A 26,411-nucleotide genomic window follows, 5' to 3' on the forward strand; every position below is an offset into this window, starting at 1 on the left:
GCTACTAGAATATAGAAGAGATGAAGAAGTTGTATTTTTTAAGGGGAAATTAAGGATATACATGTATAATACAAACACATAGGGAGACTAACTGCATACAAATATGTTATTTTGTATAGGACAATATGTTTTTTGATGCGAGACGAAGGGGTAAAGGAAAGAGGGAATAAATTGCTTTTTAATGTTTTAACACAACAACGAAGAAGAGATGAATTTTATCTTAGTTTTTCTCCTCAGGAGCCGAGGAAGAACCTACTAATTTCTATCATTCTTAGTGGAATGTGGGCGATTTGTTTAGAAACGCTGTTTTTTGTTATGTTAAGGTCTTTCGAATTCGAGAAAACTAAAGAATTTTTTAATGGGAAAATCCAGCTAAGTATACTCATTATTGTTTTGTGGAGTGTACTACTATACATCATTCATTTAAATAAAGGTATCAGTCATAAGCTTAGGCCAGCTATTCGAGTTTATGTCGTATTATTTTTAATTGCTCATACAATGAATTGGATGTATATCCTGATACAGGAGGATATGAATCTTATAGTAGTAAATACATGGGTGTATTTACAATATGGACAGTATATATTAAGCCTATTATTTATTTATATGTTATATGTTTTTGCATATAATTTGATTGGAAAAGTTTTCTTAAGTACAACGATAACTAGCTTAGTTTTGATTATTTTTGTGATGGTGAACCATTTTAAGCTCATTTTTAGAGGGGAGCCATTCTATCCGTCTGATTTTACACAGATTGGCCATATGAATTCCGTTATACCGATGGTTATGGATTATTTCAGTTTTTGGAATATGTTTCTGATGATAGTTAGTATTGTTTTACTTATATTTATAGTTATGTATATAAGAAAATACATTCCAGTTATAAAATCACATATTATTATAAGGATAATTTTAATATGTGGCTCTGCGTTTATGTTGTATGCATATAGTAACTACCCTACTACTTTTATGAATAATATATTTACAAAAGCTGGGGTAGACATCCGCGCATGGAATCAAGCTTCAAATTATAAGGGGAATGGTTTTGTTATAGGATTTTTAAGTAATTTAGATACGACAGTCATAAAAGAGCCAGAGGAATATTCAAAAGAAAATATGCAGCAAATTGCAAAGGATATAGAAAAGCAATATGGTGGTAAAGTAAAAGCGCAAAAAAAGGCAGAGAAGCCGAACATTATATATATTATGAGTGAAGCATTTTGGGATCCGACAAAATTAACGAATCTTTCATTTAGCGAAGATCCAGTGCCGAATTTACATCGTTATACAGAGAATTTCCCAGGGGGACAAACAATAGCTCCTACATTTGGAGGGAATACAGCGAATACAGAATTTGAAGCATTAACGAGTTACTCGATGAGCCTTTTAATGCCAGGTTCTATACCGTATCAACAAGCTATTCCAAGTCAGAAAGAAGTTCCATCTATTGCAAGTGAATTGAAAAAGCAAGGGTATTATGCAAGTGCAATTCATGCCTTTAATCGATCGTTTTATAAACGGGAAGATGTATATAAAACATTAGGATTCGATAATTTTAATGCAGAAGACACGATGAAAAATACAGAAGTAGTTGGAGATAATATTGGTGATTTATCTATGAGTAAAGAAATAATAGATGAATTAAAAAAGAGAAAACAACCTACATTTATTCATGCGGTGACGATGCAAAATCATTTTCCATATACACCAAATATGTTTGGTGAAAATAAAATAGAAATTAGTGGATTAACAGAAGAGGAATCGAAAGCGGAATTAGAAGCATATACAGAAGGGGTAAGACTGTCGGATGAAGCGTTGCAATATTTAATCGAGCAGCTTGATGAGTTAGACAGGCCTACTTTATTAGTCTTCTTTGGAGATCATTTACCTATGTTAGGAACTAACAAATCTATTTATAAAGAAGCAGGATATATAGAAAATGAAGAGACGGTGAGAGAAAGATTAATTATGTCAGAAACACCATTGTTAATGTATGCGAATTTCGATTTGCCAAATGACAATTTAGGTTTAGTAAGTCCAATTTATTTTTCTAGTCTTGTTTTTGATTATGCAGGATTAAATCAATCACCATTTTATCAATTTTTATCGGAAATGCATAAAGAAATACCGGTTCTGAGAGATGAGTTAAAGGTTAATAAAGATGGGGAAGAGATAACAGATTTAACAAAAGAACAAAGAGAAATGTTAGAGCAATATAAAATGCTCCAATATGATTTACTTGCTGGAAAGCAGTATAGTAAAGATATACTTTTTAAATAGAAAAACAAAAAGAACTTGTATAACGATACAAGTTCTTTTTTATAGTATTTAACGGGGTAACCAGACAAGCTGGGTTTAGGGAGTATTACCTGTACATTTAGTATAAATGAAAATGAAATCGTTTTATTGATTGATTTGTGAGAAATATGTAAATTTTAATCTTTTCAAAAACTGCGTTCATATCAACGCGATTTGGCATAGGTTTTTATGAACGTAAAAATTTTATAAGTTCTTCATTTAATTCATCCGCTTGATCGATTGGAGAACCGTGACCACTATTTGTAAGAGGATGTAACTGAGAGTTTTTAATCCGCTTTTGTGTGAGTTCAGCGCTTTTATAAGGGATAAGTTGATCGTGAATACCGTGGAATATTTTTGTTTGGACGTTAATTTTACTTAAATCTTTTGTTACGTCTTCATTTGCGGCTGCTTGTAATATTTTGATGAGAGCGTAGGAAGCAGACTGCATACCGAGATAAGAAAACCATTCTAATGTAGCAGATCCTAAGTTTCTATTAAAAAATGATAAAGATACATCATTTAAAAATTTAGGCAGATTGGCATACATTTGATTAATAAGGGTATCTGCTTGTTCTTTTGGGACACCATAGGGAGATTCTTGATTTTTAACGAAAGAGGGGGAAACAGCATCGACTAATACAAGTTTAGAAATACGATGACCATTATAGCGAGACATGTACCGAATAGAAAGAGCACCACCTACTGAGAAACCAACTAATGTAGCATTTTCTACTTGAAGTGCTTCCAGAACAATGGCGATATCGTCTGCTAAACGATCGTATGTGTAACCAGTCCACGGTTTATCAGATTGCCCGTTTCCGCGTATATCCATAGCGATGCAGCGGAAACCGTGCTGTGGTAACACATTGAGTTGATATTGGTACATTTGATGATTTAAAGGCCAGCCATGGACGAAGAAAACAGTTTTACTACCGGGTCCGGGATTAACGTCTTGCACAAAAATATGCACATCTTTCTCGACGGTAACAAACATGAATGATCCTCCTATTCATACACTCTTTCCCAAAAGCGTTGTTATGCTTTTTTATTTTTTTGCGCCCATAATATAAGTATTATTGTTTATAGCTTTTATGCTTATATAGCCTGAAGATAATTCGCTGTATTGGCATGATTTCCCTCAAATGTTCGATTTCTCTTTGTTTGTCTAAGAAAATCATTTATTATAATAAATGGTATTCTTCGAGATATTATTTTGAAGGGGTGTTGAAGTGAAAGAAAGTTTTTTATCATATAAAGAAGAAGAAAGGAATGCAAAAATCCTTTTGTGGGTGCTATATGTCATAGTTGTTTCATACCAAGTTTTATATGCAATTGTATTAGAAAATAAATCACTAACGGATAAGGGACATAGCATATTATGGCAAGTTATTTGTGGAACAGCAATACTTGGTGTGAATGTATATTTAATAAAGAAAGAGAAAGCGAATTTCGTTAAATATGCATGTATATTTGCATACTTAGGAATAGAGATTGCTAATATACTTTCGTATATTCTTTATAATGAGGCGGCATTTGATGGGGTAAATATAATAGAAATTATTCTCATCTTCTTTGTACCTATATTTTTAAATAAAAAATATTTTGTGTTTGTACTTTCAACTATTGTAGCGAAATATGTAATTTACTTATTTGTATTAGAGGAAGTAAAAGCGTTTATGTTCCTCATTATGTATACACTCGTATTAATAGTGGCATATATCATTTTAAATCGCTTTATACAATACCTTTCAGCGGTAAAGAAAAGTATTAAGATTGCTAGTGAATCACAAAAATTAGCAGTGATCGGAAAAATGGCAGCGACAGTGGGACATGAAATTAAAAATCCACTTGCTTCATTAAAAGGGTTTACGCAATTACAACGAGAGAAGCATGCAGAGGACCCTATTTACAAACAGATGATTTTTGAAATAGAAAATATGAATAATATGATAAGTGAATTGATGGAAGTTGCTACATGTAAACCTTCTATTTATAAGAAATATAATATAGGTGAAATTGCATTACAAGCAGTAACAATTCTTCGCGAAAAAATGAATGAATGCAACGTTCAGCTTATTTCTAATGTGGAAGAAAAGACGATAGAAGTTGAATGTGATGAGCGGAAAATAAGAGGAGTCTTTCTATATGTCATAAAAAATGCTCTGGAGGCAATGGAGCAAGGTGGCATATTAGAGTTACGGTTAGAAAATAAAGGACAAGATTATGTAATACTAAGTGTAATCGATAATGGTTACGGTATTAAGAAAGAAAATTTAGCTCGTGTTACAGAGGCCTTTTATACAACGAAACAAGATAAAATTGGTTTGGGACTTACGGTAGCGAATCGGCTTGTTACTGAGCAGCATCTTGGTGAATTACATATTTCAAGTGAAAGAGATATTGGAACCAGAATAGATATCATTCTCCCGAAGCAACGTGGAAATAGTGAAATCCAAGTGGGAGAAAAGCTAGGAGTTACCATATGAATAAAGACGATATATTTAAAAATGAAGAAATGAAGGCGCTGAAAATATTTTTAAGTTTATTTTTTATTATATTTTTTGTATACGATCTTGCCTACGAATTTATTGTACCTTTAATAGGAGGAGAGCAAGAAGGAGTAGGACAATTTGAAGATGGTTTAGGTTTATGGCTTTATTTTCTAATGGTGATCTTATTTTGTATTGGAGTATATTTCATGAAATGGAAGAATCCATTTGCAGTGAAGTATATTATACTAATTGGATATAACCTATTAGATTTTATCCATAATTTTATGATTTACTACGATAGTGATGCTGAGTTTGATGGTGGGAATATAGTAGAAGGATTTTTTATTTTATTTGCCCCACTCTTTGTGAACAAAAGATATTTTTGGCTAGTCCCAAGCATACTTGTTGGAAAATACGCTCTCATAGGAATCATTATTCACTCTTCACTCGTTTTAATCCCGATGGCATTATATAGCGTATTTACTGTCATATGTTGGATTATGTTTTTGAGGTTTCAATCTTACGTTCGTACGCTTGAGATGATGGATAAAGAAATACAACAAACAGAAAAGCTAGCAACTGTTGGGAAAATGGCTACAGTTATTGGTTACAAAATTAAAAGACCACTAGCTAATTTGGATAAATTTGTAAATAAGCAAGCGATTAAATATCCAGAGGATAAAATATATAGTGATATTATGAAGCAAGAAGTAGAACGAATTCATATAATCGCTATAGAACTTAGTGGATTTGAGAAATCTAAATCAATAGAATCAGAAGTTCATAATATAGAAGAGATTATCGCTTATGTTATTCGAGTTATGGGGAAGCCTGCTTTAAATCAAGGCGTGCACATACAAGGTATTTATAGTAAAGACATACCATTAATTACATGCGATGAAAAACGATTAAAACAAGTATTTTTTAATTTAATTAAAAATGCGATTGAAGCAATGTCAGTTGGCGGAACGATTACGATTAAAGTGACTGTAGAAGATGCAATCATTATTCAAGTTAAGGATGAGGGTTGCGGTATTCCAAAAGACAAAATTCCGAAGCTAAATGAAGCCTTTTACACAACAAAAGAAACGGGAACTGGTTTAGGTTTAGTAGTTACAGAAAAAATTATTAAAGACCACAACGGTAAAATGAGTTTTAAAAGTGAAGTTGGGGTTGGAACGACTGTGAAGGTTATATTACCGACATCATGAAAAACTATTTTTAAAAGGGAGATCACTTATTTGAGAGTGATCTCTTTTTTGTTAAATAAATTATTTTTAAGAGAGAACTAAATATTAGTGATTAGAAAAATAGAATATACTGCACTTTCAGTAATTCCAGGGTTAATATAAAGAGATATAGCATCTTCTCTAGAAACTGGATTTCCAGTTGTAACGCTAATCCAATTTATAGTAGCGGGACCTATTGCTGGAGTAGGATTAAACACTTGAATTTGTCCCGAGCCAGTATCTGTCGGTTTAATGGAAAATACTATAGTTCCGGTAATTTTGTCAGTAGTAGTTACGGTAATAGTAGATAGAATGTAACTAGAGGTAGGGGCAGTGAGGTTTGTGGGGACATTCCTGCAAATATCAATCGTATAAACAGCAGCAGGTAAGTTATTTACATTTATAGACGCAGCAAAACCAACTATACTACCAGATCCAACAGTGACATATGGAATAACATTAGAGTCAATTCCAGGAGAACCCGCTATACGTTGAAAACCAGCGTTTGTTCCTTGAAACACAATACTTTTTGCTGAAGCATTACCCGCAGTGCCAGTCGGCCCAGTAGAGCCAGTGGGCCCGGTGCTCCCAGAAGGTCCAGTACTCCCCGTAGGTCCACTTTTCACTAATACGATATAATCTGGAGATATATTAGGAAAACCTTGAGGCGCATCTTTCTTTACAACATAGCCGCTACTCGTATAAGTTACAACTTGTCCTTTTTTATAGTTGGGAGCGGCTGCTAGACTAAAGGCGGTGGTACTTTGGAAACCAGCACTGGAAGGTCCGGCACTACCAGTAGCACCGGTGCTACCGGTGGGCCCAGTGTTTCCGTTAGAACCACCATTTTTCTTGTGGAACCAAAGTAACATCTACGTCAAAATTAACTGTAAATCAATCGTACATTTTTAAAGTGATTTTTATTTTTTTATAGCAAAATAAGAAGCGGATAGGAAACAAATAAAACCTAAAATCCAACCAGGAGAAGGAGAATAGGGAAGTGTATGTTGTAATACCATTCCGCTAGAAATTAAAAAGCTACCGAGTAGGCCTAAGAAGATGGGGTATCGCAGTAATTTGAGCATAAGTGATACAACCTCCTTTAGTACATATACCGTATATCGTTCTTAATTTTCTGTATATATTTTCCGAGAAAAATAGTGGTACAATATATGAATGATATGAGAAGAGAGGATGAATAACATATGTACGTTACTGTAACAGAAACAGCATATAAAAAGATTATGGATACGATTCCAAGTGAAGCGAAATATATAAAGTTATTTTACGATAATGAAGGTTGCGGTTGTGTAATGAGCGGCATCATTGATTTAGTAGCTGTAGCAGAAAAAGATGAGCGAGATGTAGATATTGAATCAAGTCAGTTTAGCTTTATCGCAGATCGCACAAAGCTTGTATTTATGGATGATAAGTTAACAGTTGATTGGCATGAAGGTGGAGGAACTTTTCAGTTGAAGAGTCCGAGCCAGTTTTATAATCCAAATATGAAGTTACACGTTCGAGTGTAGTAAAGGAAAGGTGGTTCCAAAATGTATTTTGGAACCACCTTTTTTTATTGGATAAGTCGCTATTATTATCGTTTTTTGTTGGTAAGTCGATATATTTAAAAAATCGCTGATATAATTCGAGTTGCGCCGATATATTTAGAAAATCGCCGATATAATCGGAGTTGCGCTGATATATCCAGAAAATCGCCGATATAATTTCATGTACCAAAAGGTTCGCAAGATATAAAGATCTTTTCACATAATGAAATGTACATATGATTGAATTTTCTGTATAATTTTATTTGCGGAGGGGATACGCATGAGAAGATGGGGAATTGAGTTATTACTTTTAACAGTCGTTATTATTTGGGGTATTAATTTTACGATTGCGAAATATGGACTTTTAGAATTTACAGCAATTGAGTTTACTGCACTTCGGATGATATCGGCGGCACCGCTTATGTTACTTCTTACATTTTTTATTGAAAAGTCGATTTATATGGAGCGAAAGGATATACCTAGATTAATCATCGTTAGCGTTGTAGGTATTATACTGTATCAAACATTATTTATGGAAACTGTCAAATATACATCCGCTACAAATGCCTCTTTACTCATTTCTATTTCACCTATTTTTACAACGTTATTTGCGATTTTCTTGAAACAAGAAAAATTTTCTTCTCGAAAGTTAATCGGTTCTATGATTGCTTTTGGTGGGGCAGCATTAGTTTTAGTAGCAGGGCATTCACTTGCTAGTTCTTTTTATGGGAATGGGATTGGGCTCATTACATCAATATGCTGGGGGCTTTATCCTGTTTTAGCTGGTCCATTAATTAAAAAATATTCAGCACTACGTGTTACCGCATGGTCAGCATTAGTTGGTGCGATTCCGCTCTTATTGTTAAGTGGACCACACGTATTTATAATGCCATTTCACATTACACATGGAATGACATTATTTGCTTTACTATATTCGATTTTCTTTGTAACGGTATTTGGTTTAGTGATGTGGTATGTTGGTGTTCAAAAAATTGGGGCGTCACATACGATGGTATATATGTATATAACGCCGCTTGTAGCTGTTTTATTTGCAGCTGTATGGGCAGATGAATATGTATCGTTTCAACAAATAATCGGTGGAATTATCATTTTTTTCGGTCTATGGTTTGTGAAATCGGAGAAAGTAAAAGTTCATTCTATTGCGGGGGAACCTATATCAAAATAGGAAAACAGATCACCTATGATCTGCTTTCCTATTTTTTTATTTTTGGTAAGAAGACGAGAAATAAGATAGCAGTAATAAGTGGGATTAAGTTTAAAAATGGAATACGGAAGAGTGTGATAAGAATAATACCTGGAAGAAGGACACCGAGGACAGCGTAGAAAATACTATGGTTTTTCGTGTACCAATACAATGAAAGTCCAATAAGTGCAGGGATAATAAGGTGGATGAGAGCCATTAAAAAATAAATCATTAGACGCCCCCTTTATTTGTGTGCTTATTACATCATATCCGTATGTTCATAGATTGATATCACTTTTTTCATAAATGGACGAAAAATGTTTGGAAAAACGTCACAAATTATAAGAATATGATGTTTGAAATCTTGTATAATATTATTTCCTAAAAACATTTAAACAACGTAAATATATCGTTTATGTTGTTTTTGATTTGATTGAAATGGATGTAAGCAGTATAAACTTGAAAGAAATTTTTTGTTGGATAGATAAAAATTACTGAAGAGGAGAACAGCATGATTAGTATGTCATTAAGGTCATTTAAAATTCAATCGTATTATATACTAGGTATTTTGTTAATAGGATGGATGTTAACACCGTTTTCAGCACATTTTTTAGGCGCTGGAATTGGACTTATCGTAAGTATGTATTGCGTTTGGCTTTTAGGGAGACGAATTGAGAAGCTTGGAGATAGTATCGTAAAGAAAACGAAAGCACCGACGCTTGGTATGTTTAATCGTTTTGCTGCGGCTATTTTAGGTGCTATTATTATGTACGAAATTGAGCACCACATGGTGATGTGGGCATTTGCAGTAGGGATTATGGGCGGCTATTTCTTAATTGTTGTTAATTTAGGATACTATAGCATGAAAGATGAAAAAGAATTAACGAAGAGCTAAAAAGATAAAAAGCATCTTTTTAGATGGAATAGAGAATCCGGCGATGGATAGTACAACAGGAAGCGTAGCTTTGCATAAAATACAGGTTTCTGCTTCCAGTAAGTTAATATGAAATCAAGTATTAGTATGACCCTTAGGTTCTTTGAAAAAGTTGGATATAATACAACAAACTAGTCCGGTAATTAGAATGATGTATTTTATCGTTTCACTTGTATGCTCAAATAAATTAACGTTAAGCATCACAAGTCCCCAAAACATTTGAATGGCTCCATAACTGAATAATATTTTTCCTGTACGAGAAAAATTTTTCATAGGACTCACCCTTTCCTGTATATGTAAATTTTATCATAAAAAACGAAAAGTGAATAATTATAAAATGAATTTTCTGTAATTTTTCCGAACTACATCACGGATGAAGAGAGAAGATATAGAAAGAAGCTTACGTAAAAAACGTAAGCTTCTTTTTTATGTAAGTGTGTGAACCGTTAAGCCGCATTGGGTTTTGTCGGTGAGTACGCGGAACTTTACGGTTACACGACACTTATTCATATGAGTAAAAGGGTTATTCCAACAGAAAGTTTGCAATTAAGCGATTGGACCGCCTAAGTTAATAATGTCTTCAGATACGCTGTCGAACTTTTTGAAGTTCTCTTTGAATTCATTTGCAAGCTCGATTGCTTTTGCTTTGTAAGCAGCTTTATCAGCCCAAGTTTGTTCAGGCATTAACACTTCGTCAGGTACACCTGGTACGTGAAGTGGAACTTCAAGACCGAAGATGTCATGTTTAGCTGTTTCTGTTTTCGCAAGTTCGCCGTTTAATGCAGCTTGAATCATTGCACGAGTGTAACCTAAGTTCATACGTTTTCCAACGCCGTATTCGCCACCAGTCCAGCCAGTGTTTACTAAGAATACTTTCGCATCGTGTTTCTCGATTTTTTCACCAAGCATTTCAGCATAGCGAGATGCATCAAGTGGTAAGAATGGTGAACCGAAGCAAGTTGAGAATGTTGCTTGCGGAGATGTAACACCGCGCTCTGTTCCTGCTAGTTTACTAGTGTAACCACTTAAGAAATGATACATAGCTTGTTCTTTTGATAACTTACTGATTGGAGGCAATACGCCAGATGCATCAGCAGTTAAGAAAATGATTGTATTTGGGTGTCCAGCAACACTTGGCAGTACGATATTGTCGATCGCATGCATAGGGTATGCAGCACGAGTATTTTCTGTTAAAGTAGTATCGTTATAGTCTGCGATACGCGTTTGGTTATTAATGATAACGTTTTCTAAAACAGATCCAAATTTGATTGCATCGAAAATTTGTGGTTCTTTCTCGTGAGAAAGGTTTACACATTTTGCGTAGCAACCGCCTTCAATATTGAATACACCGTTATCAGACCATCCATGCTCATCATCGCCGATTAATTTACGGTTTGGATCAGCAGACAATGTTGTTTTACCTGTTCCAGATAATCCGAAGAATAGTGCCACGTCGCCTTCTTCACCTACGTTTGCAGAGCAATGCATAGAAAGAATATCTTGTTCAGGTAGTAAGAAGTTCATAATAGAGAAGATTGATTTTTTCATTTCTCCAGCGTATTCTGTACCACCAATTAGTACGATACGTTTTTCGAATGAAACCATAATGAATGCTTCAGAGTTTGTACCGTCAACAGCTGGATCAGCTTTGAAATTCGGCGCAGAAACAATTGTGAACTCTGATTCATGAGTTGTTAATTCTTCTTCAGTTGGACGAATGAATAATTGATGTACAAATAAATTGTGCCATGCATATTCATTAATAACCTGAATTGGTAGGCGGTAATTGCGGTCAGCGCCTGCAAATCCATTGAAGACGAATAACTCTTCTTTTTCTTTTAAGTATTCTAAAACTTTAGTATATAATTTATTAAAATGTTCTTCAGAAATCGGTTGATTCACAGCTCCCCAAGCAATTTTGTCAGCAACCGATGCTTCTTTCACAATAAATTTATCTTTAGGAGAACGTCCTGTATATTTTCCTGTTGAAGCAGAAACGGCACCAGTCGAAGTCAATTTCCCTTCATTTCGCATTAATACTTTTTCCACTAATTGCGGAACACTTAGTTGAATCTGTGCATTGCTTCCGTTCAATAATTCGTGTAAACCAATTTGGACATTCACAGTACTCATATTTATATACCATCCTTTTCATTTAATGAAATATTTCTCGTAATCCCCAACAAGAGTATAACACAATTATATAAATAATGTATACTATTTATTTCTTTTTGTTTGTGTGAATACATTATTTCCTTATTAATATTTCAATTTAGGCGCATTGAGAAAAACTTTCAGGAAAATGTGAATATTAATTGACAAATGAATATCATTTCTTTAGTATAGGTTGGGACGGATACTCTCTTATCCCGAGCTGGCGGAGGGACAGGCCCGATGAAGCCCAGCAACCTCACTTGTAGTGGTAAATACAGGTGAATAGGTGCTAAAACCTGTGCGAGGCTACAGGTCTCGAACGATAAGAGCGAAGGGCAAAAAGCAGTATGCAAGTAGCAAATTAAACCTTTCCTCTATGTAAAGTAGGAAAGGTTTTTCTGTATGCTTGTGGGAGAATAAATGTATGTCGCAGTTTGTGGCAAATTAAGGATGAGTTCCGTACAATATATACAATTACTGTAGGGAGGTTTACCACATGACAAAAAAACGTCATCTGTTCACATCTGAGTCTGTAACTGAAGGACATCCAGATAAAATTTGTGACCAAATTTCTGATTCAATTTTAGATGCGATCTTATCAAAAGACGCAAATGCACGTGTAGCTTGTGAAACAACTGTAACAACTGGTTTAGTATTGGTAGCGGGGGAAATTACGACTTCTACTTACGTAGATATTCCAAAAATCGTTCGTGAAACAATTCAAGGCATTGGTTACACACGCGCAAAATACGGATTCGATGCAGAAACTTGTGCAGTTTTAACATCTATCGATGAGCAATCTGCTGACATCGCTATGGGTGTTGACCAAGCGCTAGAAGCACGCGAAGGTCAAATGACTGACGCTGAGATTGAGGCAATTGGTGCAGGAGACCAAGGTTTAATGTTTGGTTTCGCATGTAATGAGACACAAGAATTAATGCCACTTCCAATCTCGCTTGCTCACAAATTAGCTCGCCGTTTAACTGAAGTACGTAAAGATGACACATTATCATACTTACGTCCGGATGGAAAAACGCAAGTTACAGTTGAGTATGATGAAAATGGTAAACCTGTACGTGTAGATACAATTGTAATTTCTACACAGCATCATCCAGATGTTACATGGGAAGAAATCGATCGCGATTTAAAAGAGCATGTAATTAAGGCTGTAGTTCCAGCAGAATTAATGGATGGAGAAACGAAATTCTTCATCAACCCAACTGGCCGCTTCGTAATTGGTGGACCACAAGGTGATGCTGGTTTAACAGGACGTAAAATCATCGTTGATACTTACGGTGGATACGCTCGCCACGGTGGCGGTGCATTCTCTGGTAAAGATGCAACAAAAGTTGACCGTTCTGCAGCATATGCAGCTCGTTATGTTGCGAAAAACATCGTAGCAGCTGGTCTTGCTGATAAAGCAGAAGTACAACTTGCATACGCAATCGGTGTAGCACAACCAGTATCAATTTCAGTTGATACATTCGGCACTGGTAAAGTATCTGAAGACGTATTAGTAGAACTAGTTCGTAACAACTTCGATCTTCGCCCAGCTGGTATTATTAAAATGCTAGACTTACGTCGCCCAATTTACAAACAAACAGCAGCTTACGGCCACTTCGGACGTACTGATGTAGATCTAACATGGGAACGTACAGACAAAGCTGCAGCTTTAAAAGAGCAAGCTGGTCTATAATATATGAAAAAAAGCTTTGCGCAGTGAGCGCAAAGCTTTTTTTATTTTTTTTACTTATTATTTGAATACATGAATGACAATGTACTTCTCTTTCTAGCTCAATATATTTTTTCATACGTTTATATTTCTGTTTTGCATGATTTGCAAAGGGTTGGTTTCTTCTGGAACATATGTAATCAACCTTTCATTTGACGTGCTTTACCCGCGCAAAATGCACTGCTTAGTAAAAATAGCGTGGCGAATAGAATACTTACTAATGTAGCGTATGGAATTGCGCCTTTTAGAGAAAAGCCAACAGTGATGGAAGCGACGAATAAGAGGATGAATGTTGTTGTTAATTTTTTGTATAGTTCCATAATAGGTAGACCTCCGATTGATTTGGTAGTGTAATTTTAAAAACTGCATTCTACTATGTAGAAAATATAAGAAAAGTTAAAGGATAGCTAACGATGTGAAGTCTATAGGGGATAAGAAAGAATGTTTTATATTTTCCTTTTTGTGGATTAGTATACTTATATTGTATCATGATGCATCATCGGCTTCATACATAATTGTGTAAAGGTATGTATGATAAAATGAAGAAAAGTCTTTAAGAAAGGAAAGATAAAAAATGAGCGTAACCGAACATAAAAAACAAGCGCCAAAAGAAGTGCGTTGCAAGATTGTAACGATTTCCGATACACGTACAGAAGAGACAGATAAGAGCGGACAACTATTACATGAATTGTTAAAAGAAGCAGGCCATACAGTGACTTCTTATGAAATTGTAAAAGATGATAAAGAAAGTATTCAGCAAGCTGTGTTAGCTGGTTATCATAAGGAAGACGTAGATGTTGTATTAACAAATGGCGGAACTGGTATTACGAAACGCGATGTCACAATTGAAGCAGTATCAGCGTTATTAGATAAAGAAATTGTCGGATTTGGTGAGTTGTTCCGCATGATTAGTTATTTAGAAGATATCGGAAGCAGCGCAATGTTAAGTAGAGCGATTGGTGGTACAATTGGGCGCAAAGTAGTTTTCTCGATGCCAGGATCGAGCGGAGCGGTTCGCCTTGCGATGAATAAATTAATTTTACCAGAACTAGGTCATATTACATTTGAGCTGCATCGCCAATGAGTAAATGGGCTGGAATTGTGTTAGCAGGCGGTATGTCGAGTAGATTCGGTGAGCCGAAAGCGTTAGCGAGCTGGCAAGGGAGTACGTTTATTGAGCATATTTTGAAAGTGATGACAAGGACGCTCCAAGATGTTGTAGTCATTAGTCATTCTGATATAAAAGAGCGAGTAGAGCAATTCGTACAAGTTCCTGTTATAGAAGATATCCCGCACTATAAAGGGAATGGACCGCTTGCAGGGATTGTATCAGGTATGGAATACATAGAAGCAGATTGGTATGCTATTATGCCTTGCGATGCGCCAAATGTTTCGCATGAATGGTTTACCATTTTACTGGAGCAAACGGGTGATGAGTGTGATGCAGTTGTACCTATTATTAATGGAAGGAAACAACCGCTACTTGCAGCGTATCATAACCGCGTGAAAGAAAAGATTTATACTTTGCTTCAAGAAGAAAAAAGAAGTATGGGTCAGCTTTTATCACAATGTAATGTGAAATATATTGCTGGTGAAGATGTACAAGCGAATGCAGATTGGTTTATAAATGTGAATACGAAAGAAGAATATGTGCAGGCTCAAAAAGACCTTTCAAATGAATGAAAGGTTTTTTGGTATACAGAAATTGGGGAACAATTACCGTATAAAGGTATGTGAGTAAGTTGATTTTAAGGGGAATTCTTAAAATTACTATACAGTTAAAATACTGCATAACCATATATTAATTTTTGTGGGTTTTTATTACAAGTCTGTTTGTTTATGTTTGTTTTTTATTATAATGAATATAAGAATAAAGTGATATTTCACCTTGTGTATCATTTATTCAAGTAAAGTTTACAACTGTGTAATAAACTCCCTTCGTTTTTTGGAAGGGAGTTTTTCTATTTAAGCAAGCAACTCTGATGCGTTATGCTGAAGGACTTCTTCATATTGGTTAAGCAAGCCACGAAAGATCTCATCCCAGCTTTTTGATTTCGCATAAGATGAAGCTGCCATTCCCATCTGCTCCAGTTTTTCTTCATTTTGTAATAAAGAATAAATGGATGATAGAAATGCGTCCTCATTTTTTGGTGGACAAAGAACTCCCGTTTTTCCATCTGTAATAATATTCTTAACCCCGCCACTATTTGCACCGATGACAGGTGTACCGCATGCAAGCGATTCAAGTACAACATTCCCGAATGTTTCAGTAGCTGATGGAAATACCATGATGTTAGAACAAGCATATGCTTCAGCTAAATCTGCACCTTGTAAATAGCCAGTAAACGTGACATTTGTTTTCGGAACATCTTCACGAAGACTTGTTGCTAGAGGACCGTCTCCTGCTATAAGCCAATGAATGTCGCTTCGAGTATGTGCTGATTTAACGATAAGATTTTGCAACGTATCAATATCTTTCTCAGGAGCAATCCGTCCAACATAGGAAAGGACGTATTTCGCTGTAATATTATATTTTTTTCGGAATAGGTCTGTATTGTAAGATGGATGAAAGAGATTGCAATCTACACCACGTCCCCAAATAGAGAGGGCCTGAAAGCCTTTATGTTTTAATTGATGTAATGTTTCAGGAGAGGGTACGAAATTTTTTTGCATATGACTATGAAACCACTTTAAATAGTTCCAAAGCATATTGGAGAGAAATTCGATTTTGTAATAGCGTAAATAAGCATCGAAATCAGTATGATAAGAACCGACAACTGGTATGTTTAACTTTTTTGCATAATACAATCCACAAAGTCCCATGTTGAAAGGTGTAGCAATGTGAATCATTTCAGGTTTAAAAGAAAGAAGTTCTCGTTTAATGCGCGGAGTAGGAAAAGAAAAGCGACATTCTGGATATAATATTGCTAACGGGATACTTCTCATCTTGTTTACATTCGCTACGAAATTATCTTCAGCTGTATGCTGAGGTGCGAAAACAGAATAGGCGATTTTTTCTTTCTGAAAATATCGTGTTAACCGCTCTAATGTTTTCGCAACCCCGTTCACTTGTGGCGTAAAAGTATCGGTAAAAATGGCGACTCTCATCATATCACTCCTTTATGTGAAAAGTGGGATGAATTGATAAAAAGAGATGATGCCAGAGCAAGTGCCGAGGCACATACCGACGAATACATCAGACGGATAGTGAAGCCCTAAATAAATGCGCGAAATACCAACGCATAATGCTAACGGTAATAGAAAAATAAATAAGCTTGGATTATAGCAAATAAATGGAATAAAGACAGAGAAAACGGCTGTTGTGTGACCAGACGGGAAAGAGTGGTCTTTTAATGGATGGACTGGATATTTTGCATCCTGAATTGTTAAATAAGGACGTTTTCGTGGATACCATCTTTTTAATATTTGCACAGGAATATGGCTAATTGCTAACGAAATAGCAGTTGCAATTGCAGCTTGGTGCAAAGTTCCACCTGCGAAAATTAAAAAGAACAGTGTGAGTGTGATGGAGAAAGTAGCACCACCGATATGAGTAATATTGCTGAAAAAGATATTTAATGTTTTTTGATCAAAGTATCGGTTAATACCTTTGAAAATGTAACATTCTATTTTATATAATCCACTGACCTTCATGAAAATTCTCCTCCCTCGTTTACATATATATGGAGATATTAGCTTTTATTTTAATAAGATTTTGTTGAGGGAGTAATAATGTTTTGTAAAGAAAAAGTTAGTTTTTTTATAAAAAAGCTGCCAATCTTATGGCAGCGGAATTTTATTTCTGTAATGATTTATAGTACTGACCTTTTTCAACATATTGTGTGCGGATACGCTCCATATCTTTACGGTCTTCCTCTGTTAACTCACGAACGACTTTCGCTGGACGACCGAAAGCTAGCGTATTCGGTGGAATTTTCTTTCCTTGTGAAACGAGGCTTCCAGCACCGATAAAGGCTCCTTCTCCAATTTCAGCACCATCTAATATAATAGATCCCATTCCAATTAAAGCATCTTTTTTAATATGACAGCTATGTAAAATAACTTGATGCCCAATTGTTACGTCGTCTTCTAAAATAAGAGGATATTGTGGGCTTTGGTGAAGTGTACATTGGTCTTGTACATTTACACGGTCCCCAATGATTGTTGGTGATACATCGCCGCGTATGACTGTATTAAACCAAATACTTGATTCTTCGCCAACGGAAACATCGCCTGTAATGGTAACATAGTCAGCGATAAAAGCACTACTCGTAATTTTCGGATTTTTTTCTTTGTAAGGATATATCATGTAAAGCCTTCCTTTCCTAGAGACTAGTTTCAGTGTATCAAATTATGAGAAAGAGTGAAATGGAGGAGAGCCGTATGTGGAATTATGAAGCAGAGGAAGCGAAAGCTGTAATCGTTATTGTACACGGCGCAATGGAATATCACGGACGTTATGAAGCCGTTGCGGAAATGTGGAATCATATCGGCTACCACGTCGTGATGGGGGACCTGCCGTCACATGGAACGACTTCAAGAAATAGAGGACATATTGATTCGTTTGATGAATACATAGAGGAAGTTAAACTATGGGTGAAAGAGGCAAGAAAGTACAGATTACCTATTTTTCTATTTGGTCATAGTATGGGTGGTCTTATCGTCATTCGTATGATGCAAGAAACAAAGAGAGAAGATGTAGACGGCATTATTTTAAGTTCGCCATGTTTAGGCGTATTAGCTGCACCTTCTGCACCGCTTCAAGCTGCCTCAAAAATATTAAATATTATTGCTCCAAAATTGCAATTTGCAACAAATCTTACAGTGGAAATGTCAACACGTAACCATGAAGTGAGAGATGCGATGGAGAATGATTCATTGTTCTTGCGCAAAGTATCAGTACGTTGGTATAGTGAATTAATTAAGTCTATTGAAATTGCTCATAAAAAAATAGGTGATTTTCCAGATGTTCCACTATTGCTAATGCAAGCATGTGAGGATAAACTTGTAGATAAAATACGTGTCCGCACTTGGTTTGATAATGTTAAAATAAGTGATAAGGCATATAAAGAATGGCCGAATTGTTATCATGAGTTATTAAACGAGTATGAGCGTGATGAAATTTTGAATTATATTCAGTCATTTACTGAAATACGCATCAATAACATAATAGAAACAAATAAGTAAATTATTTGTACATTGAATAGAGGAGATGAAGGAAGAAGTGAACGTACCGAGTAATCCCATAACGCTCATGGCGAAAGTATACCGTGATGTGTTTCCGGTTGTACACCATGAGCTAGCGATGTGGAAAGAGCGTGCCTACCATATTCCGAATGATGAGCTTCATAGTCAGGCAATCGCAAGTATTGAGCATAAAACGTTTCATTGCGAAGGCGGTGGCATTTTAGCGCTATTAGCAAATGAACACCGTGAGGAATGTATTCGTTTTATCGTCGCATATCAAACGATTAGTGACTACTTAGATAATTTATGTGATCGCAGTACATCACTTGATCCGAATGATTTTGCCGCGTTGCATGAATCGATGTTAATGGCATTGTCACCTGAAGTAGAAGGTGGCGGTAATTATTATCGTTATCGTGATGATCAAGATGATGGTGGTTATTTAGATGAACTTGTTGAAACGTGCCAAGATGTTTTAAAGAAAACGAAGCACTATGACAAAATTGCTCCTATTCTTCATGAACTTGCTTGTTATTATTGTGATTTGCAAATTCATAAACATGTGAAATTAGAAGAAAGAGAACCACGATTACAAAAGTGGTTTGAAGCGCATAAAGAAAACTTACCAGAGATGAGTTGGTTTGAATTTTCAGCATGTGCCGGTTCTACACTTGGAATATTCTGTCTTGTCGCATATGCCTTTCATGATGAATTACATGATGAAGATATTGTGAAAATTAGACAAGGGTACTTCCCTTACGTACAAGGACTTCATATCTTACTTGATTATTTCATTGATCAAGAAGAAGACCGCGCTGGCGGGGATTTGAATTTCTGTAGTTATTACGAAAATGAGCAAGCAATATTAGATCGGATGAAACACTTTGTAGAAGAAGCAGAGAAGAGCATTGGTGATTTGCCTCATGCGAAGTTTCATCGCCTTGTAAGCCGAGGGTTACTTGGTATTTATTTATCAGATCAAAAAGTATCAGCACAAAAGAATATGCACAAAATGGCAAGGCGCATTGTAAAATACGGTGGCCTCACTTCACGATTCTTCTATTGGAACGGGAAGATGTACCGAAAGAAAACAGCGCAGTGATGAAGAAAACCACTCATGTAGAGTGGTTTTCTTTTCATTATGATCGTATTTTTGAAAATACATATATAAGAAGTTCAATCGCAAAAATAACTAAAACAGACAGTCCAAATAAAGGCATGACAGCACCTAGTATAACCATCATGATAAAGAAAACGAGTACGCTTTTCTTATCTCTTTGCTTTGGCGGTGCTGCTAATTTCCCTTTTGGTTTTCTTGCTAACCACATTTTTATTCCGTAATAAATGAGAAGTAATAAAGATAATGTCGTTAGTAAGCATAATATTTTATTTGGCCACCCGAATAAATGACCTTCATGAAGTGGGATACCGTAAGTGAACCATTGCGCAAATAAGCCATAATCACGATAGTCCGTTTTGGAAATGAGTTCTCCGCTATATTGATCAAAGTAAGCTGTTATTTCTTCATTTGGTGCAACATGCATACCTGTAATACCGGAACCGCTCGATTTCGAAACGGTGAATGCACCTTTCGGATCAGCTGGTAGTGAAATAACATATGGCTTTTTTATTTCGATTCCTTTTTGCAATTCATCGACAGAAATTGTTTTCGGTTCGTTTGAATTTGATTCAGGAGGAGCTTCTTTTCTAGTTGCCCACGGCAATTCTTTTACCTTTGATTCAGGCGGTGCCATATACAATTTCGGATATCCGAGTGATTCATTGGAAGATGCAATTTTATAAATTTGGTTCCCCATAAATCCTGACCATGGCAATCCAGATGCGACTAGCAGAACGAGAGGAATTGTAAATATAATACCGATAATAGAATGACGTCGTTTTGCTTTTTCTCGCTTATTGGATGCCGGTGTGTTTTTGAGTTGGCGGATACTCATATACAACCCAGTTACAATTAAAAAGATAGTCCAGCATGCCGCAAGTTCTACAGTATAGTTGACGACAGTGCCACCAACTAAAAGAGAACTATGTAATTCCCGCATGATATTGGCAAACGTTTCACTTGCATTTTGATCCCCAACAATTTGATTATTACTATCTAAATACACATATTTTTGTTGCCCAGTATACTCATTTGCAATCGTAAGTCTCGTATTATAATCCCCACTAAACTCACTAATCTTCGCCACACTATAATGTGGATATTTTTTCTCTGTTAAGGAAATAGAATCAGCCATCGAAATAGATTCTGTTTGAGCACTCTTCCCAAAATATAAATCTTTATAGATGAAATCTTCAACTTCCTCCCGAAATAAATACCCAATTCCGCTCAGTGACAATGTAATAAGAAGCGGCGTAATAAAAAGCCCAGCATAAAAATGCCAACGCCAAAAAATGTAATGAAGCGAACGATTTACTTTCATACTCTCTGTTCCCCTAACCTTCCCTATATGAATAACTACTTATTTAATATAGCGAGATTAAGTGTGGATACTTTGAAAGAATTGTGAAGAAAGTTAAAAGTTTTTTAAGGATTTTTATCGGCGAGACATACAATAAGTAATGCAAAACTTAGTTGAATGAATTAGCTCTTCATTTCCTTTTTGTAGCCTAATTTGAAGCGCTTTTTGAAAACAAGTAAGGGCGGTTTGGAAGTCACCCTCATCTAATTTACTTTTTCCGTAATGTTGGTAGAAAAAATCTTCATAAGCGGGTAAGTCTGGTAGTGTTTGTAGAAGTTCGATAAAGATTGTATTTGCAGCAGGAAATTTTCCTTTCCAATGATATGTATGTGCGAGGCGAAGTTTGTTAATAAAAAGCCCTTGGATGTTGTCTGTTTGTGTGTAATATTCAATGGCCTTCTGTAAGTAATACTCACTGTCAGAAAGGTTGCCGGCGATTCGTTCATAAACACCGATTAATCCGGAGTTTTTTCCGTATAACGAACTTTCATGTAAATGCTCTTTCAAAAATACAATCCCTTGCTTCATTTCAGCAAGGGATATAGGTTTTTCTCTAAGGTTTTCGTCAAATGTGTATCCCATTTCAAAAGGTATATTTATTGGGATCCCCTTATAGTTTCTACATACATCCTAACAACCGCTTTCGCAAGACATTGAGAGGAATCAACAAAATCCTCACTCGCGACCACGTTCAAATCGGTACATGCAATAATGGCGGTATCAACTTCATCTTTCAATTGTAAAACGAGCGCATCCCATAATTTGCGAGCTTTTTCAATTTCTCCACCTTTAATACAAGAAATAATTTGATTAATCATTTCTTGCCATTTTTCATGATGAATATACTTTATATTACGTTTTACAATCCCGTCTTGGTAAATCCCAGCTTGAACAGTTGCTTCCGTTGCAAGAAGAGCGACTCTTTTTGTATTTTCAGGAATTGCTTGTAACGTTTCATCGACTATATTTAAAATCGGAATAGAAAGAGAACGCTGTAATTCTTCAAAATAAAGATGCGCTGTATTGCAAGGCATAGCGATAAATTCTACACCAGTACTCTCGAGTTTTTGTGCTCCTTCAATAATCGCTTTTTTCATCGCCTCGCGATCAATAGGGCGATCCATGTAAAACGGTGTTGGGCACGAGTAAATCATCATATGAGGAAAGTCCATATCATGCTTTGCTCCGTATATTGTTTGGCACCTTGCTACAACTGTATCGACGAATGGTCCAGTTGATTTTGGCCCCATTCCTGCTAGTATTCCGATCATTGTTTCGTCTCCTTTAATATGTAATTAAAAACGTTTTTTGCGAACGATAAAAAGAAATAAGGTAAATAATAAAAATGAATATATGATAGCCCAAGCTGTGAGCCATAGCGTATGAGTCAGTATATTATATTTGTATTGTCCAAGCATTAGAAAGCTTTCGACAGGGGGGAAAAACCATAGTAATTCTTTTTTAAATCGGATAGATGCGATCGTTATAAGCAATATGAATGTAAGGCTAAGCCAAGCAGTGCTTGCTTTTTGAATTATATTTCTTGTAAATAATGTTGCGATTGAAATTCCTAGTATAGAGAAAGACATGTGAGCGAGAAATCCGACTAGAAATAAAGAAACTGTCATTTTTTCATTAAACATTTGCAAAATAATGGGATAGATTACGGATATAAAAGATAACACAGAACAAATGAGAAGAGCCGTAATATATTTACCAACATATAGTGTGGAAATATTATTTGTGTGAGAAATAGTGATTTGCTCTTGTACAGGGTCTTCAGTATGAAAAATTGTGAGTGTAATCCAGGCAGATAATAAATAAAGTGCAAGTGCTGTTTCTAAATATGTCGGTACAATAGGAGTCGGTTTATATGTATATACAAAAAGTAAGCTCACAAAGTACATCGCAATAGGAGGGACATACTTATACGATTTTGTATAGTCGAGAAAATGGTAACGAATAAGCGCGAACATAATGAACCTTCTTTCGATTTAAAAGTTAGGTTGTAGCAGTGTGATAGATGCTTTTTTATGTAATAAAAACTGAAGTATGTCATTTGTATATTCTTTTTCGATCTGTAATTGAATAAGGTTTTGATTTGCATTGTGTGCAACGTGTATAAACCCTAACTGTTTCTGTAGTTCTATTGCTGAAAATGTGTCGTGAACGATTGCCTCAATATAGACCTGTTCTGCTACTTTTTGTACAGAGGTATTTTCTGCAATTGTATGATTTGCTAACGTCATAATTCTATCGGCGAAGTTTTCTAATAGTTGTTTTTCATGACATGTGAAGAGTATAGATATACCTTGTTGTTTTAATGATAGTAAAATATGTTCTAATTCTTGCTGGGAGTTAGGATCGAGCCCAGAAAGCGGTTCGTCTAAAATTAACAAATGTACGTCCGTAAGTAATGCTTGCATAATGCCTGTTTTTTGTTTCATACCTTTTGAAAAGTTTCGTACAACGGAATGCCTTGCATGAAGTAAATGAAAAGATTCAAGGAGCATCGGAATTTTATCTTTTAAATATTTTTTTGATAAACCGTGAATGTGGCCGAGATGATATAGATAATCCTCTAATGTAAAACGAATCCCTTCAGGGAAATGTTCAGGTACATAGCCAATTTGTATATGTTCTTTTCTTTGAAGTGCCCCTGCCGTAGGTGAAATAAAACCTGCAATTATTTTGAGTAGAGTACTTTTTCCAGTCCCGTTCCCGCCAATAATAGCGAGTGCTTCTCCTTCTGGAATGGATAAATCAATGTTGTCTAGTATAAGTGATTTGCCATACTTCTTTTGGATTCCCCGTAGTTCTACTAGCAAAGTTCTATCCTTCTTTCTTTAAATAGTGTATATATCCATTATATAGGAGAATAACAAAAAGACGTGCAGTGAGTGCACGTCTTTTTTTGTTATCTTTTGTCGATAAGTCGATATATTGTGTCGAATCGTTGATATATTATCGTTTCTCAATCGCCACGATAAATGGCGGATTATTTTGCTGGTTAATGAAGCCGTATCGTAGTACGTGTGCCTGTTTTTGGTCTAGTTCTTCGGCAAATTTGAGAACAGCGTCACGTTCTACTTGTCCTTCTGGATGTCCGTGGTAAATAACAAGGACGATGATACCTTCAGGTGCCATTACTTCTAATAATTGTTCGATTGCTGAAATTGTTGAGTTCGGTTTTGTAACGATATGCTTGTCTCCGCCAGGAAGGTAACCTAAGTTAAAAATTGCGCCTGTTACTTTTCCTTTTGCATCTTCTGGTAATACGGATAGAAGTGTATCGTGACTATCGTGAACTAAAACAGTACGTTCGAAAAGTTCTTTTTCTTTTAGACGAGTTGTAGAGCTTTCAATTGCCTCTTTTTGAATATCAAATCCAAATACTTTTCCGTTATGACCAACGATTTCAGCTAGGAAGCAAGTGTCATGACCGTTTCCTAAAGTTGCATCTACAGCGTAATCGCCTTCTTTTACTGCCGTTTGCAGAAGCGAGCGAGCAAACGGTAATACACGTTCTAATTTCATTTTTGTTTCTCCTCATTTGCATATTTTCCTTGCCAGCTTCCGCGGCGTACAAATTCTGCATCGATGGAATTTAATACTTCCCATTTATTTAAGCTCCACATTGGACCAATCATTAAATCAGGTGGACCGTCACCTGTGATGCGGTGCACAATTACGTCTTCTGGAATCATTTCAAGTTGGTCAACAACGAGACTTACGTAATCTCCAAGAGAAAGGAATTCTAATTGTCCTTTTTCATATTGCTTCACCATTGGCGTTCCTTTTAATAAGTGAAGTAAGTGGATTTTAATTCCTTGTACGTCAAGTTTCGCTACTTCACGAGCTGTTTCCATCATCATGTCGTAATCTTCAAGAGGAAGACCGTTAATAATATGAGAGCAAACTCTAATGCCATGTTTACGTAATTTATTTACGCCTTCAACGTAAGAAGGATAATCGTGAGCACGATTAATAAGATTTGCAGTTCGTTCATGAACAGTTTGTAGTCCGAGCTCAACCCAAAGGTACGTGCGTTTATTTAAGTCCGCTAAATATTCAACGACATCGTCTGGTAAACAATCTGGACGAGTCGCAATAGAAAGACCGACAACGTCTTTTTCTGCTAGAAGCGGTTCGAATTTTTCCTTTAACACTTCAAGTGGTGCATGTGTATTTGTATAAGCCTGAAAATAAGCGATACATTTTCCATCTTTCCACTTTGAGCGCATTTTTTCTTTCATTTCATGATATTGCGTTATAACATCATCGCGGCGATCGCCAGCGAAGTCACCAGATCCAGCAGCACTGCAAAATGTACAACCGCCATAAGCAACTGTACCGTCACGGTTCGGACAATCGAAGCCAGCATCTAATGAAACTTTAAAGATTTTTTCACCAAATTCATTTCGTAAATGGTAATTCCATGTATGATAACGTTTATTGTCGTTTGTATATGGAAAAGGGTTTTGAACCTTCATTACTTTCCCTCCTAAGCCGAGTCAAAATGAAACAAAATCCATTATAACATACTCATAAGGTTCATATGGAAGGGACACACTAAAGGGGAATTGAAGCAAGGAGGGACAATTATGGCAGAGCGTCAATCACTTGAATCGTATATTACACAAGCGGAACAAGCGGTGGAATATGCGAAAGAACAATTAGATCTTGGTATGAGACAAGAGCATTACAATACGATGGAGTATTCGGATGCGCAATTACAATTAGAACAAGCATATAACGATTTACAAACGATGCAACAACATGCAAATGATGAGCAACGTGAGCAGTTAAATAGAGCGCGTATGGCAATTCGCCAGTTGCAACATCAAATGATTATTACACCGCACTAATAAGGAGTGAATGTAATGGCGAAACGTTCAGAACAAAATAACCCAGAGCAAAAAACGCAAAATGGACATAACGCTGAGTTTTCCAATGAGCTTGATCCAGTAGTTCAAGTGAAACAGCGTAACAGTAAAAAAGGACAACCTCAAAGATCGAAACAATCAGAGTAGACCAGGTCGCAATATGACCTGGTTTTATTTTGCTATATGACAATAATGTAAGATTTCTGTAAGGTTTGTCGATAGTTGCGAGCCGTTTTCTCCAGTAGAGTAAGGAAGGATTAAATTT

Annotated in this window: 30 protein-coding genes and 1 riboswitch; of the genes, 13 read left to right on the forward strand and 17 right to left on the reverse strand. The window is 35.8% G+C overall.

The features are described from left to right. Positions 1-135 precede the first annotated feature (135 nt). On the forward strand, positions 136-2,280 hold the full coding sequence (locus DN390_RS22395; protein WP_147808504.1) for an LTA synthase family protein: 2,145 nt from the start codon (positions 136-138) through the stop codon (positions 2,278-2,280). A gap of 205 nt (positions 2,281-2,485) precedes the next feature. On the opposite strand, the gene DN390_RS22400 is transcribed toward DN390_RS22395, so the two are convergent. After that, positions 2,486-3,295, reverse strand: coding sequence for an alpha/beta fold hydrolase (locus DN390_RS22400; protein ID WP_147808473.1), 810 nt, complete (start codon positions 3,293-3,295; stop codon positions 2,486-2,488). A gap of 235 nt (positions 3,296-3,530) precedes the next feature. Between DN390_RS22400 and DN390_RS22405 the strand changes: the two genes are divergently transcribed. Continuing rightward, positions 3,531-4,787 carry an ATP-binding protein gene (locus tag DN390_RS22405; RefSeq protein WP_147808474.1) on the forward strand — a complete coding sequence of 419 codons (1,257 nt, stop codon included), beginning with the start codon at positions 3,531-3,533 and terminating at the stop codon, positions 4,785-4,787. Beyond that, positions 4,784-6,004 (forward strand): ATP-binding protein, encoded by a 1,221-nt coding sequence (locus DN390_RS22410; RefSeq protein ID WP_147808475.1) that lies wholly within the window; start codon positions 4,784-4,786, stop codon positions 6,002-6,004. Before DN390_RS22405 ends, DN390_RS22410 begins: the two co-directional genes overlap by 4 nt. A 77-nt stretch (positions 6,005-6,081) precedes the next feature. Here the strand turns inward: DN390_RS22410 and DN390_RS22415 are convergent, their stop codons facing one another. Continuing rightward, complete coding sequence (locus tag DN390_RS22415) at positions 6,082-6,894, reverse strand: collagen-like protein (RefSeq protein ID WP_147808476.1); 813 nt, start codon at positions 6,892-6,894, stop codon at positions 6,082-6,084. A gap of 48 nt (positions 6,895-6,942) precedes the next feature. Further along, positions 6,943-7,107 (reverse strand): hypothetical protein, encoded by a 165-nt coding sequence (locus DN390_RS30765; RefSeq protein WP_179955771.1) that lies wholly within the window; start codon positions 7,105-7,107, stop codon positions 6,943-6,945. Positions 7,108-7,227: 120 nt separating this feature from the next. Between DN390_RS30765 and DN390_RS22420 the strand changes: the two genes are divergently transcribed. Both DN390_RS22420 and DN390_RS22425 read left to right on the forward strand, forming a co-directional pair. Next, positions 7,228-7,551, forward strand: coding sequence for an iron-sulfur cluster biosynthesis family protein (locus tag DN390_RS22420; protein ID WP_060632639.1), 324 nt, complete (start codon positions 7,228-7,230; stop codon positions 7,549-7,551). Between the two features lie 298 nt (positions 7,552-7,849). Next, positions 7,850-8,755 (forward strand): DMT family transporter, encoded by a 906-nt coding sequence (locus DN390_RS22425; protein ID WP_147808477.1) that lies wholly within the window; start codon positions 7,850-7,852, stop codon positions 8,753-8,755. A 28-nt stretch (positions 8,756-8,783) separates the two neighbouring features. Here the strand turns inward: DN390_RS22425 and DN390_RS22430 are convergent, their stop codons facing one another. Then, positions 8,784-9,005 carry a hypothetical protein gene (locus tag DN390_RS22430; protein WP_000639043.1) on the reverse strand — a complete coding sequence of 74 codons (222 nt, stop codon included), beginning with the start codon at positions 9,003-9,005 and terminating at the stop codon, positions 8,784-8,786. A 279-nt stretch (positions 9,006-9,284) separates the two neighbouring features. On the opposite strand from DN390_RS22430, the gene DN390_RS22435 reads away from it, so the two are divergent. After that, positions 9,285-9,668: an ATP synthase subunit I gene (locus DN390_RS22435; RefSeq protein ID WP_060632637.1), complete on the forward strand. Its 384-nt coding sequence runs from the start codon at positions 9,285-9,287 to the stop codon at positions 9,666-9,668. A gap of 114 nt (positions 9,669-9,782) precedes the next feature. Here the strand turns inward: DN390_RS22435 and DN390_RS22440 are convergent, their stop codons facing one another. Next, positions 9,783-9,980, reverse strand: coding sequence for a hypothetical protein (locus DN390_RS22440; protein WP_147808478.1), 198 nt, complete (start codon positions 9,978-9,980; stop codon positions 9,783-9,785). A gap of 273 nt (positions 9,981-10,253) precedes the next feature. Beyond that, positions 10,254-11,840 (reverse strand): phosphoenolpyruvate carboxykinase (ATP), encoded by a 1,587-nt coding sequence (pckA, locus tag DN390_RS22445; protein ID WP_147808479.1) that lies wholly within the window; start codon positions 11,838-11,840, stop codon positions 10,254-10,256. A 228-nt stretch (positions 11,841-12,068) separates the two neighbouring features. Continuing rightward, a riboswitch (SAM riboswitch) is annotated at positions 12,069-12,190 on the forward strand. 167 nt (positions 12,191-12,357) lie between these two features. Here pckA and metK point away from each other — a divergent pair. Next, positions 12,358-13,557, forward strand: a complete 1,200-nt coding sequence (metK, locus tag DN390_RS22450; RefSeq protein ID WP_000163118.1) for a methionine adenosyltransferase — start codon at positions 12,358-12,360, stop codon at positions 13,555-13,557. A 176-nt stretch (positions 13,558-13,733) separates the two neighbouring features. On the opposite strand, the gene DN390_RS22455 is transcribed toward metK, so the two are convergent. Continuing rightward, the gene (locus tag DN390_RS22455) at positions 13,734-13,913 is read right to left on the reverse strand and encodes a hypothetical protein (protein ID WP_147808480.1); all 180 of its coding nucleotides are present in this window, start codon (positions 13,911-13,913) and stop codon (positions 13,734-13,736) included. A 254-nt stretch (positions 13,914-14,167) separates the two neighbouring features. Between DN390_RS22455 and DN390_RS22460 the strand changes: the two genes are divergently transcribed. Beyond that, complete coding sequence (locus tag DN390_RS22460; protein WP_000117130.1) at positions 14,168-14,677, forward strand: MogA/MoaB family molybdenum cofactor biosynthesis protein; 510 nt, start codon at positions 14,168-14,170, stop codon at positions 14,675-14,677. Next, entirely contained in the window at positions 14,674-15,276 is a 603-nt protein-coding gene (locus DN390_RS22465; RefSeq protein ID WP_147808481.1) for a molybdenum cofactor guanylyltransferase, read from the forward strand. Before DN390_RS22460 ends, DN390_RS22465 begins: the two co-directional genes overlap by 4 nt. A 282-nt stretch (positions 15,277-15,558) precedes the next feature. Here DN390_RS22465 and DN390_RS22470 read toward each other — a convergent pair whose 3' ends face one another. The 3 genes from DN390_RS22470 to DN390_RS22480 all read right to left on the reverse strand — a co-directional run bounded on the left by DN390_RS22470 (position 15,559) and on the right by DN390_RS22480 (position 17,902). Beyond that, on the reverse strand, positions 15,559-16,701 hold the full coding sequence (locus DN390_RS22470) for a glycosyltransferase family 4 protein (RefSeq protein ID WP_147808482.1): 1,143 nt from the start codon (positions 16,699-16,701) through the stop codon (positions 15,559-15,561). 12 nt (positions 16,702-16,713) lie between these two features. Beyond that, positions 16,714-17,247: a phosphatase PAP2 family protein gene (locus DN390_RS22475; protein WP_147808483.1), complete on the reverse strand. Its 534-nt coding sequence runs from the start codon at positions 17,245-17,247 to the stop codon at positions 16,714-16,716. Positions 17,248-17,389: 142 nt separating this feature from the next. Further along, the gene (locus tag DN390_RS22480) at positions 17,390-17,902 is read right to left on the reverse strand and encodes a gamma carbonic anhydrase (RefSeq protein WP_147808484.1); all 513 of its coding nucleotides are present in this window, start codon (positions 17,900-17,902) and stop codon (positions 17,390-17,392) included. 74 nt (positions 17,903-17,976) lie between these two features. Between DN390_RS22480 and DN390_RS22485 the strand changes: the two genes are divergently transcribed. Beyond that, positions 17,977-18,780 (forward strand): alpha/beta hydrolase, encoded by an 804-nt coding sequence (locus DN390_RS22485; protein ID WP_147808485.1) that lies wholly within the window; start codon positions 17,977-17,979, stop codon positions 18,778-18,780. Between the two features lie 37 nt (positions 18,781-18,817). Next, positions 18,818-19,882, forward strand: coding sequence for a tetraprenyl-beta-curcumene synthase family protein (locus DN390_RS22490; protein WP_147808486.1), 1,065 nt, complete (start codon positions 18,818-18,820; stop codon positions 19,880-19,882). A 37-nt stretch (positions 19,883-19,919) separates the two neighbouring features. On the opposite strand, the gene DN390_RS22495 is transcribed toward DN390_RS22490, so the two are convergent. The 7 genes from DN390_RS22495 to mnmL all read right to left on the reverse strand — a co-directional run bounded on the left by DN390_RS22495 (position 19,920) and on the right by mnmL (position 25,753). Continuing rightward, positions 19,920-21,221, reverse strand: a complete 1,302-nt coding sequence (locus DN390_RS22495; protein WP_147808487.1) for a PepSY-associated TM helix domain-containing protein — start codon at positions 21,219-21,221, stop codon at positions 19,920-19,922. A 114-nt stretch (positions 21,222-21,335) separates the two neighbouring features. Then, positions 21,336-21,842 (reverse strand): tetratricopeptide repeat protein, encoded by a 507-nt coding sequence (locus tag DN390_RS22500; RefSeq protein ID WP_179955772.1) that lies wholly within the window; start codon positions 21,840-21,842, stop codon positions 21,336-21,338. 14 nt (positions 21,843-21,856) lie between these two features. Continuing rightward, complete coding sequence (locus DN390_RS22505; protein WP_147808489.1) at positions 21,857-22,531, reverse strand: aspartate/glutamate racemase family protein; 675 nt, start codon at positions 22,529-22,531, stop codon at positions 21,857-21,859. 24 nt (positions 22,532-22,555) lie between these two features. Further along, complete coding sequence (locus tag DN390_RS22510; RefSeq protein WP_147808490.1) at positions 22,556-23,236, reverse strand: ABC transporter permease; 681 nt, start codon at positions 23,234-23,236, stop codon at positions 22,556-22,558. Between the two features lie 18 nt (positions 23,237-23,254). After that, positions 23,255-24,088 (reverse strand): ABC transporter ATP-binding protein, encoded by an 834-nt coding sequence (locus tag DN390_RS22515; protein ID WP_147808491.1) that lies wholly within the window; start codon positions 24,086-24,088, stop codon positions 23,255-23,257. 136 nt (positions 24,089-24,224) lie between these two features. Continuing rightward, positions 24,225-24,797: a tRNA 5-(aminomethyl)-2-thiouridylate-methyltransferase MnmM gene (gene mnmM / locus DN390_RS22520; RefSeq protein WP_147808492.1), complete on the reverse strand. Its 573-nt coding sequence runs from the start codon at positions 24,795-24,797 to the stop codon at positions 24,225-24,227. Further along, a complete protein-coding gene (gene mnmL, locus DN390_RS22525) occupies positions 24,794-25,753 on the reverse strand; it encodes a tRNA modification radical SAM protein MnmL/YtqA (protein WP_147808493.1) in 960 nt (319 codons plus the stop codon). The genes mnmM and mnmL overlap by 4 nt, the downstream gene beginning before the upstream one ends. Positions 25,754-25,864: 111 nt before the next feature. Here mnmL and DN390_RS22530 point away from each other — a divergent pair, with 111 nt between their 5' ends. After that, positions 25,865-26,128, forward strand: a complete 264-nt coding sequence (locus DN390_RS22530; RefSeq protein WP_000840865.1) for a YtzC family protein — start codon at positions 25,865-25,867, stop codon at positions 26,126-26,128. A gap of 15 nt (positions 26,129-26,143) precedes the next feature. Beyond that, positions 26,144-26,293: a glycogen biosynthesis protein GlgD gene (locus tag DN390_RS22535; protein WP_147808494.1), complete on the forward strand. Its 150-nt coding sequence runs from the start codon at positions 26,144-26,146 to the stop codon at positions 26,291-26,293. Positions 26,294-26,411: the final 118 nt, after the last annotated feature.

This window comes from Bacillus sp. SH7-1 (genome assembly GCF_008042405.1).
GTDB lineage: Bacteria > Bacillota > Bacilli > Bacillales > Bacillaceae_G > Bacillus_A > Bacillus_A thuringiensis_N.

Excerpts from the sequence above, each read along its gene's own strand:
- DN390_RS22395 (WP_147808504.1), top strand. The coding sequence starts at position 136 with ATGCGAGACGAAGGGGTAAAGGAAAGAGGGAATAAATTGCTTTTTAAT.
- DN390_RS22400 (WP_147808473.1), bottom strand. The coding sequence starts at position 3,295 with ATGTTTGTTACCGTCGAGAAAGATGTGCATATTTTTGTGCAAGACGTT.
- DN390_RS22410 (WP_147808475.1), top strand. The coding sequence starts at position 4,784 with ATGAATAAAGACGATATATTTAAAAATGAAGAAATGAAGGCGCTGAAA.
- DN390_RS22415 (WP_147808476.1), bottom strand. The coding sequence starts at position 6,894 with ATGTTACTTTGGTTCCACAAGAAAAATGGTGGTTCTAACGGAAACACT.
- DN390_RS30765 (WP_179955771.1), bottom strand. The coding sequence starts at position 7,107 with ATGCTCAAATTACTGCGATACCCCATCTTCTTAGGCCTACTCGGTAGC.
- DN390_RS22420 (WP_060632639.1), top strand. The coding sequence starts at position 7,228 with ATGTACGTTACTGTAACAGAAACAGCATATAAAAAGATTATGGATACG.
- DN390_RS22425 (WP_147808477.1), top strand. The coding sequence starts at position 7,850 with ATGAGAAGATGGGGAATTGAGTTATTACTTTTAACAGTCGTTATTATT.
- DN390_RS22430 (WP_000639043.1), bottom strand. The coding sequence starts at position 9,005 with ATGATTTATTTTTTAATGGCTCTCATCCACCTTATTATCCCTGCACTT.
- DN390_RS22435 (WP_060632637.1), top strand. The coding sequence starts at position 9,285 with ATGATTAGTATGTCATTAAGGTCATTTAAAATTCAATCGTATTATATA.
- DN390_RS22440 (WP_147808478.1), bottom strand. The coding sequence starts at position 9,980 with ATGAAAAATTTTTCTCGTACAGGAAAAATATTATTCAGTTATGGAGCC.
- pckA (WP_147808479.1), bottom strand. The coding sequence starts at position 11,840 with ATGAGTACTGTGAATGTCCAAATTGGTTTACACGAATTATTGAACGGA.
- metK (WP_000163118.1), top strand. The coding sequence starts at position 12,358 with ATGACAAAAAAACGTCATCTGTTCACATCTGAGTCTGTAACTGAAGGA.
- DN390_RS22455 (WP_147808480.1), bottom strand. The coding sequence starts at position 13,913 with ATGGAACTATACAAAAAATTAACAACAACATTCATCCTCTTATTCGTC.
- DN390_RS22460 (WP_000117130.1), top strand. The coding sequence starts at position 14,168 with ATGAGCGTAACCGAACATAAAAAACAAGCGCCAAAAGAAGTGCGTTGC.
- DN390_RS22465 (WP_147808481.1), top strand. The coding sequence starts at position 14,674 with ATGAGTAAATGGGCTGGAATTGTGTTAGCAGGCGGTATGTCGAGTAGA.
- DN390_RS22470 (WP_147808482.1), bottom strand. The coding sequence starts at position 16,701 with ATGAGAGTCGCCATTTTTACCGATACTTTTACGCCACAAGTGAACGGG.
- DN390_RS22475 (WP_147808483.1), bottom strand. The coding sequence starts at position 17,247 with ATGAAGGTCAGTGGATTATATAAAATAGAATGTTACATTTTCAAAGGT.
- DN390_RS22480 (WP_147808484.1), bottom strand. The coding sequence starts at position 17,902 with ATGATATATCCTTACAAAGAAAAAAATCCGAAAATTACGAGTAGTGCT.
- DN390_RS22485 (WP_147808485.1), top strand. The coding sequence starts at position 17,977 with ATGTGGAATTATGAAGCAGAGGAAGCGAAAGCTGTAATCGTTATTGTA.
- DN390_RS22495 (WP_147808487.1), bottom strand. The coding sequence starts at position 21,221 with ATGAAAGTAAATCGTTCGCTTCATTACATTTTTTGGCGTTGGCATTTT.
- DN390_RS22500 (WP_179955772.1), bottom strand. The coding sequence starts at position 21,842 with ATGGGATACACATTTGACGAAAACCTTAGAGAAAAACCTATATCCCTT.
- DN390_RS22505 (WP_147808489.1), bottom strand. The coding sequence starts at position 22,531 with ATGATCGGAATACTAGCAGGAATGGGGCCAAAATCAACTGGACCATTC.
- DN390_RS22510 (WP_147808490.1), bottom strand. The coding sequence starts at position 23,236 with ATGTTCGCGCTTATTCGTTACCATTTTCTCGACTATACAAAATCGTAT.
- mnmM (WP_147808492.1), bottom strand. The coding sequence starts at position 24,797 with ATGAAATTAGAACGTGTATTACCGTTTGCTCGCTCGCTTCTGCAAACG.
- mnmL (WP_147808493.1), bottom strand. The coding sequence starts at position 25,753 with ATGAAGGTTCAAAACCCTTTTCCATATACAAACGACAATAAACGTTAT.
- DN390_RS22530 (WP_000840865.1), top strand. The coding sequence starts at position 25,865 with ATGGCAGAGCGTCAATCACTTGAATCGTATATTACACAAGCGGAACAA.
- DN390_RS22535 (WP_147808494.1), top strand. The coding sequence starts at position 26,144 with ATGGCGAAACGTTCAGAACAAAATAACCCAGAGCAAAAAACGCAAAAT.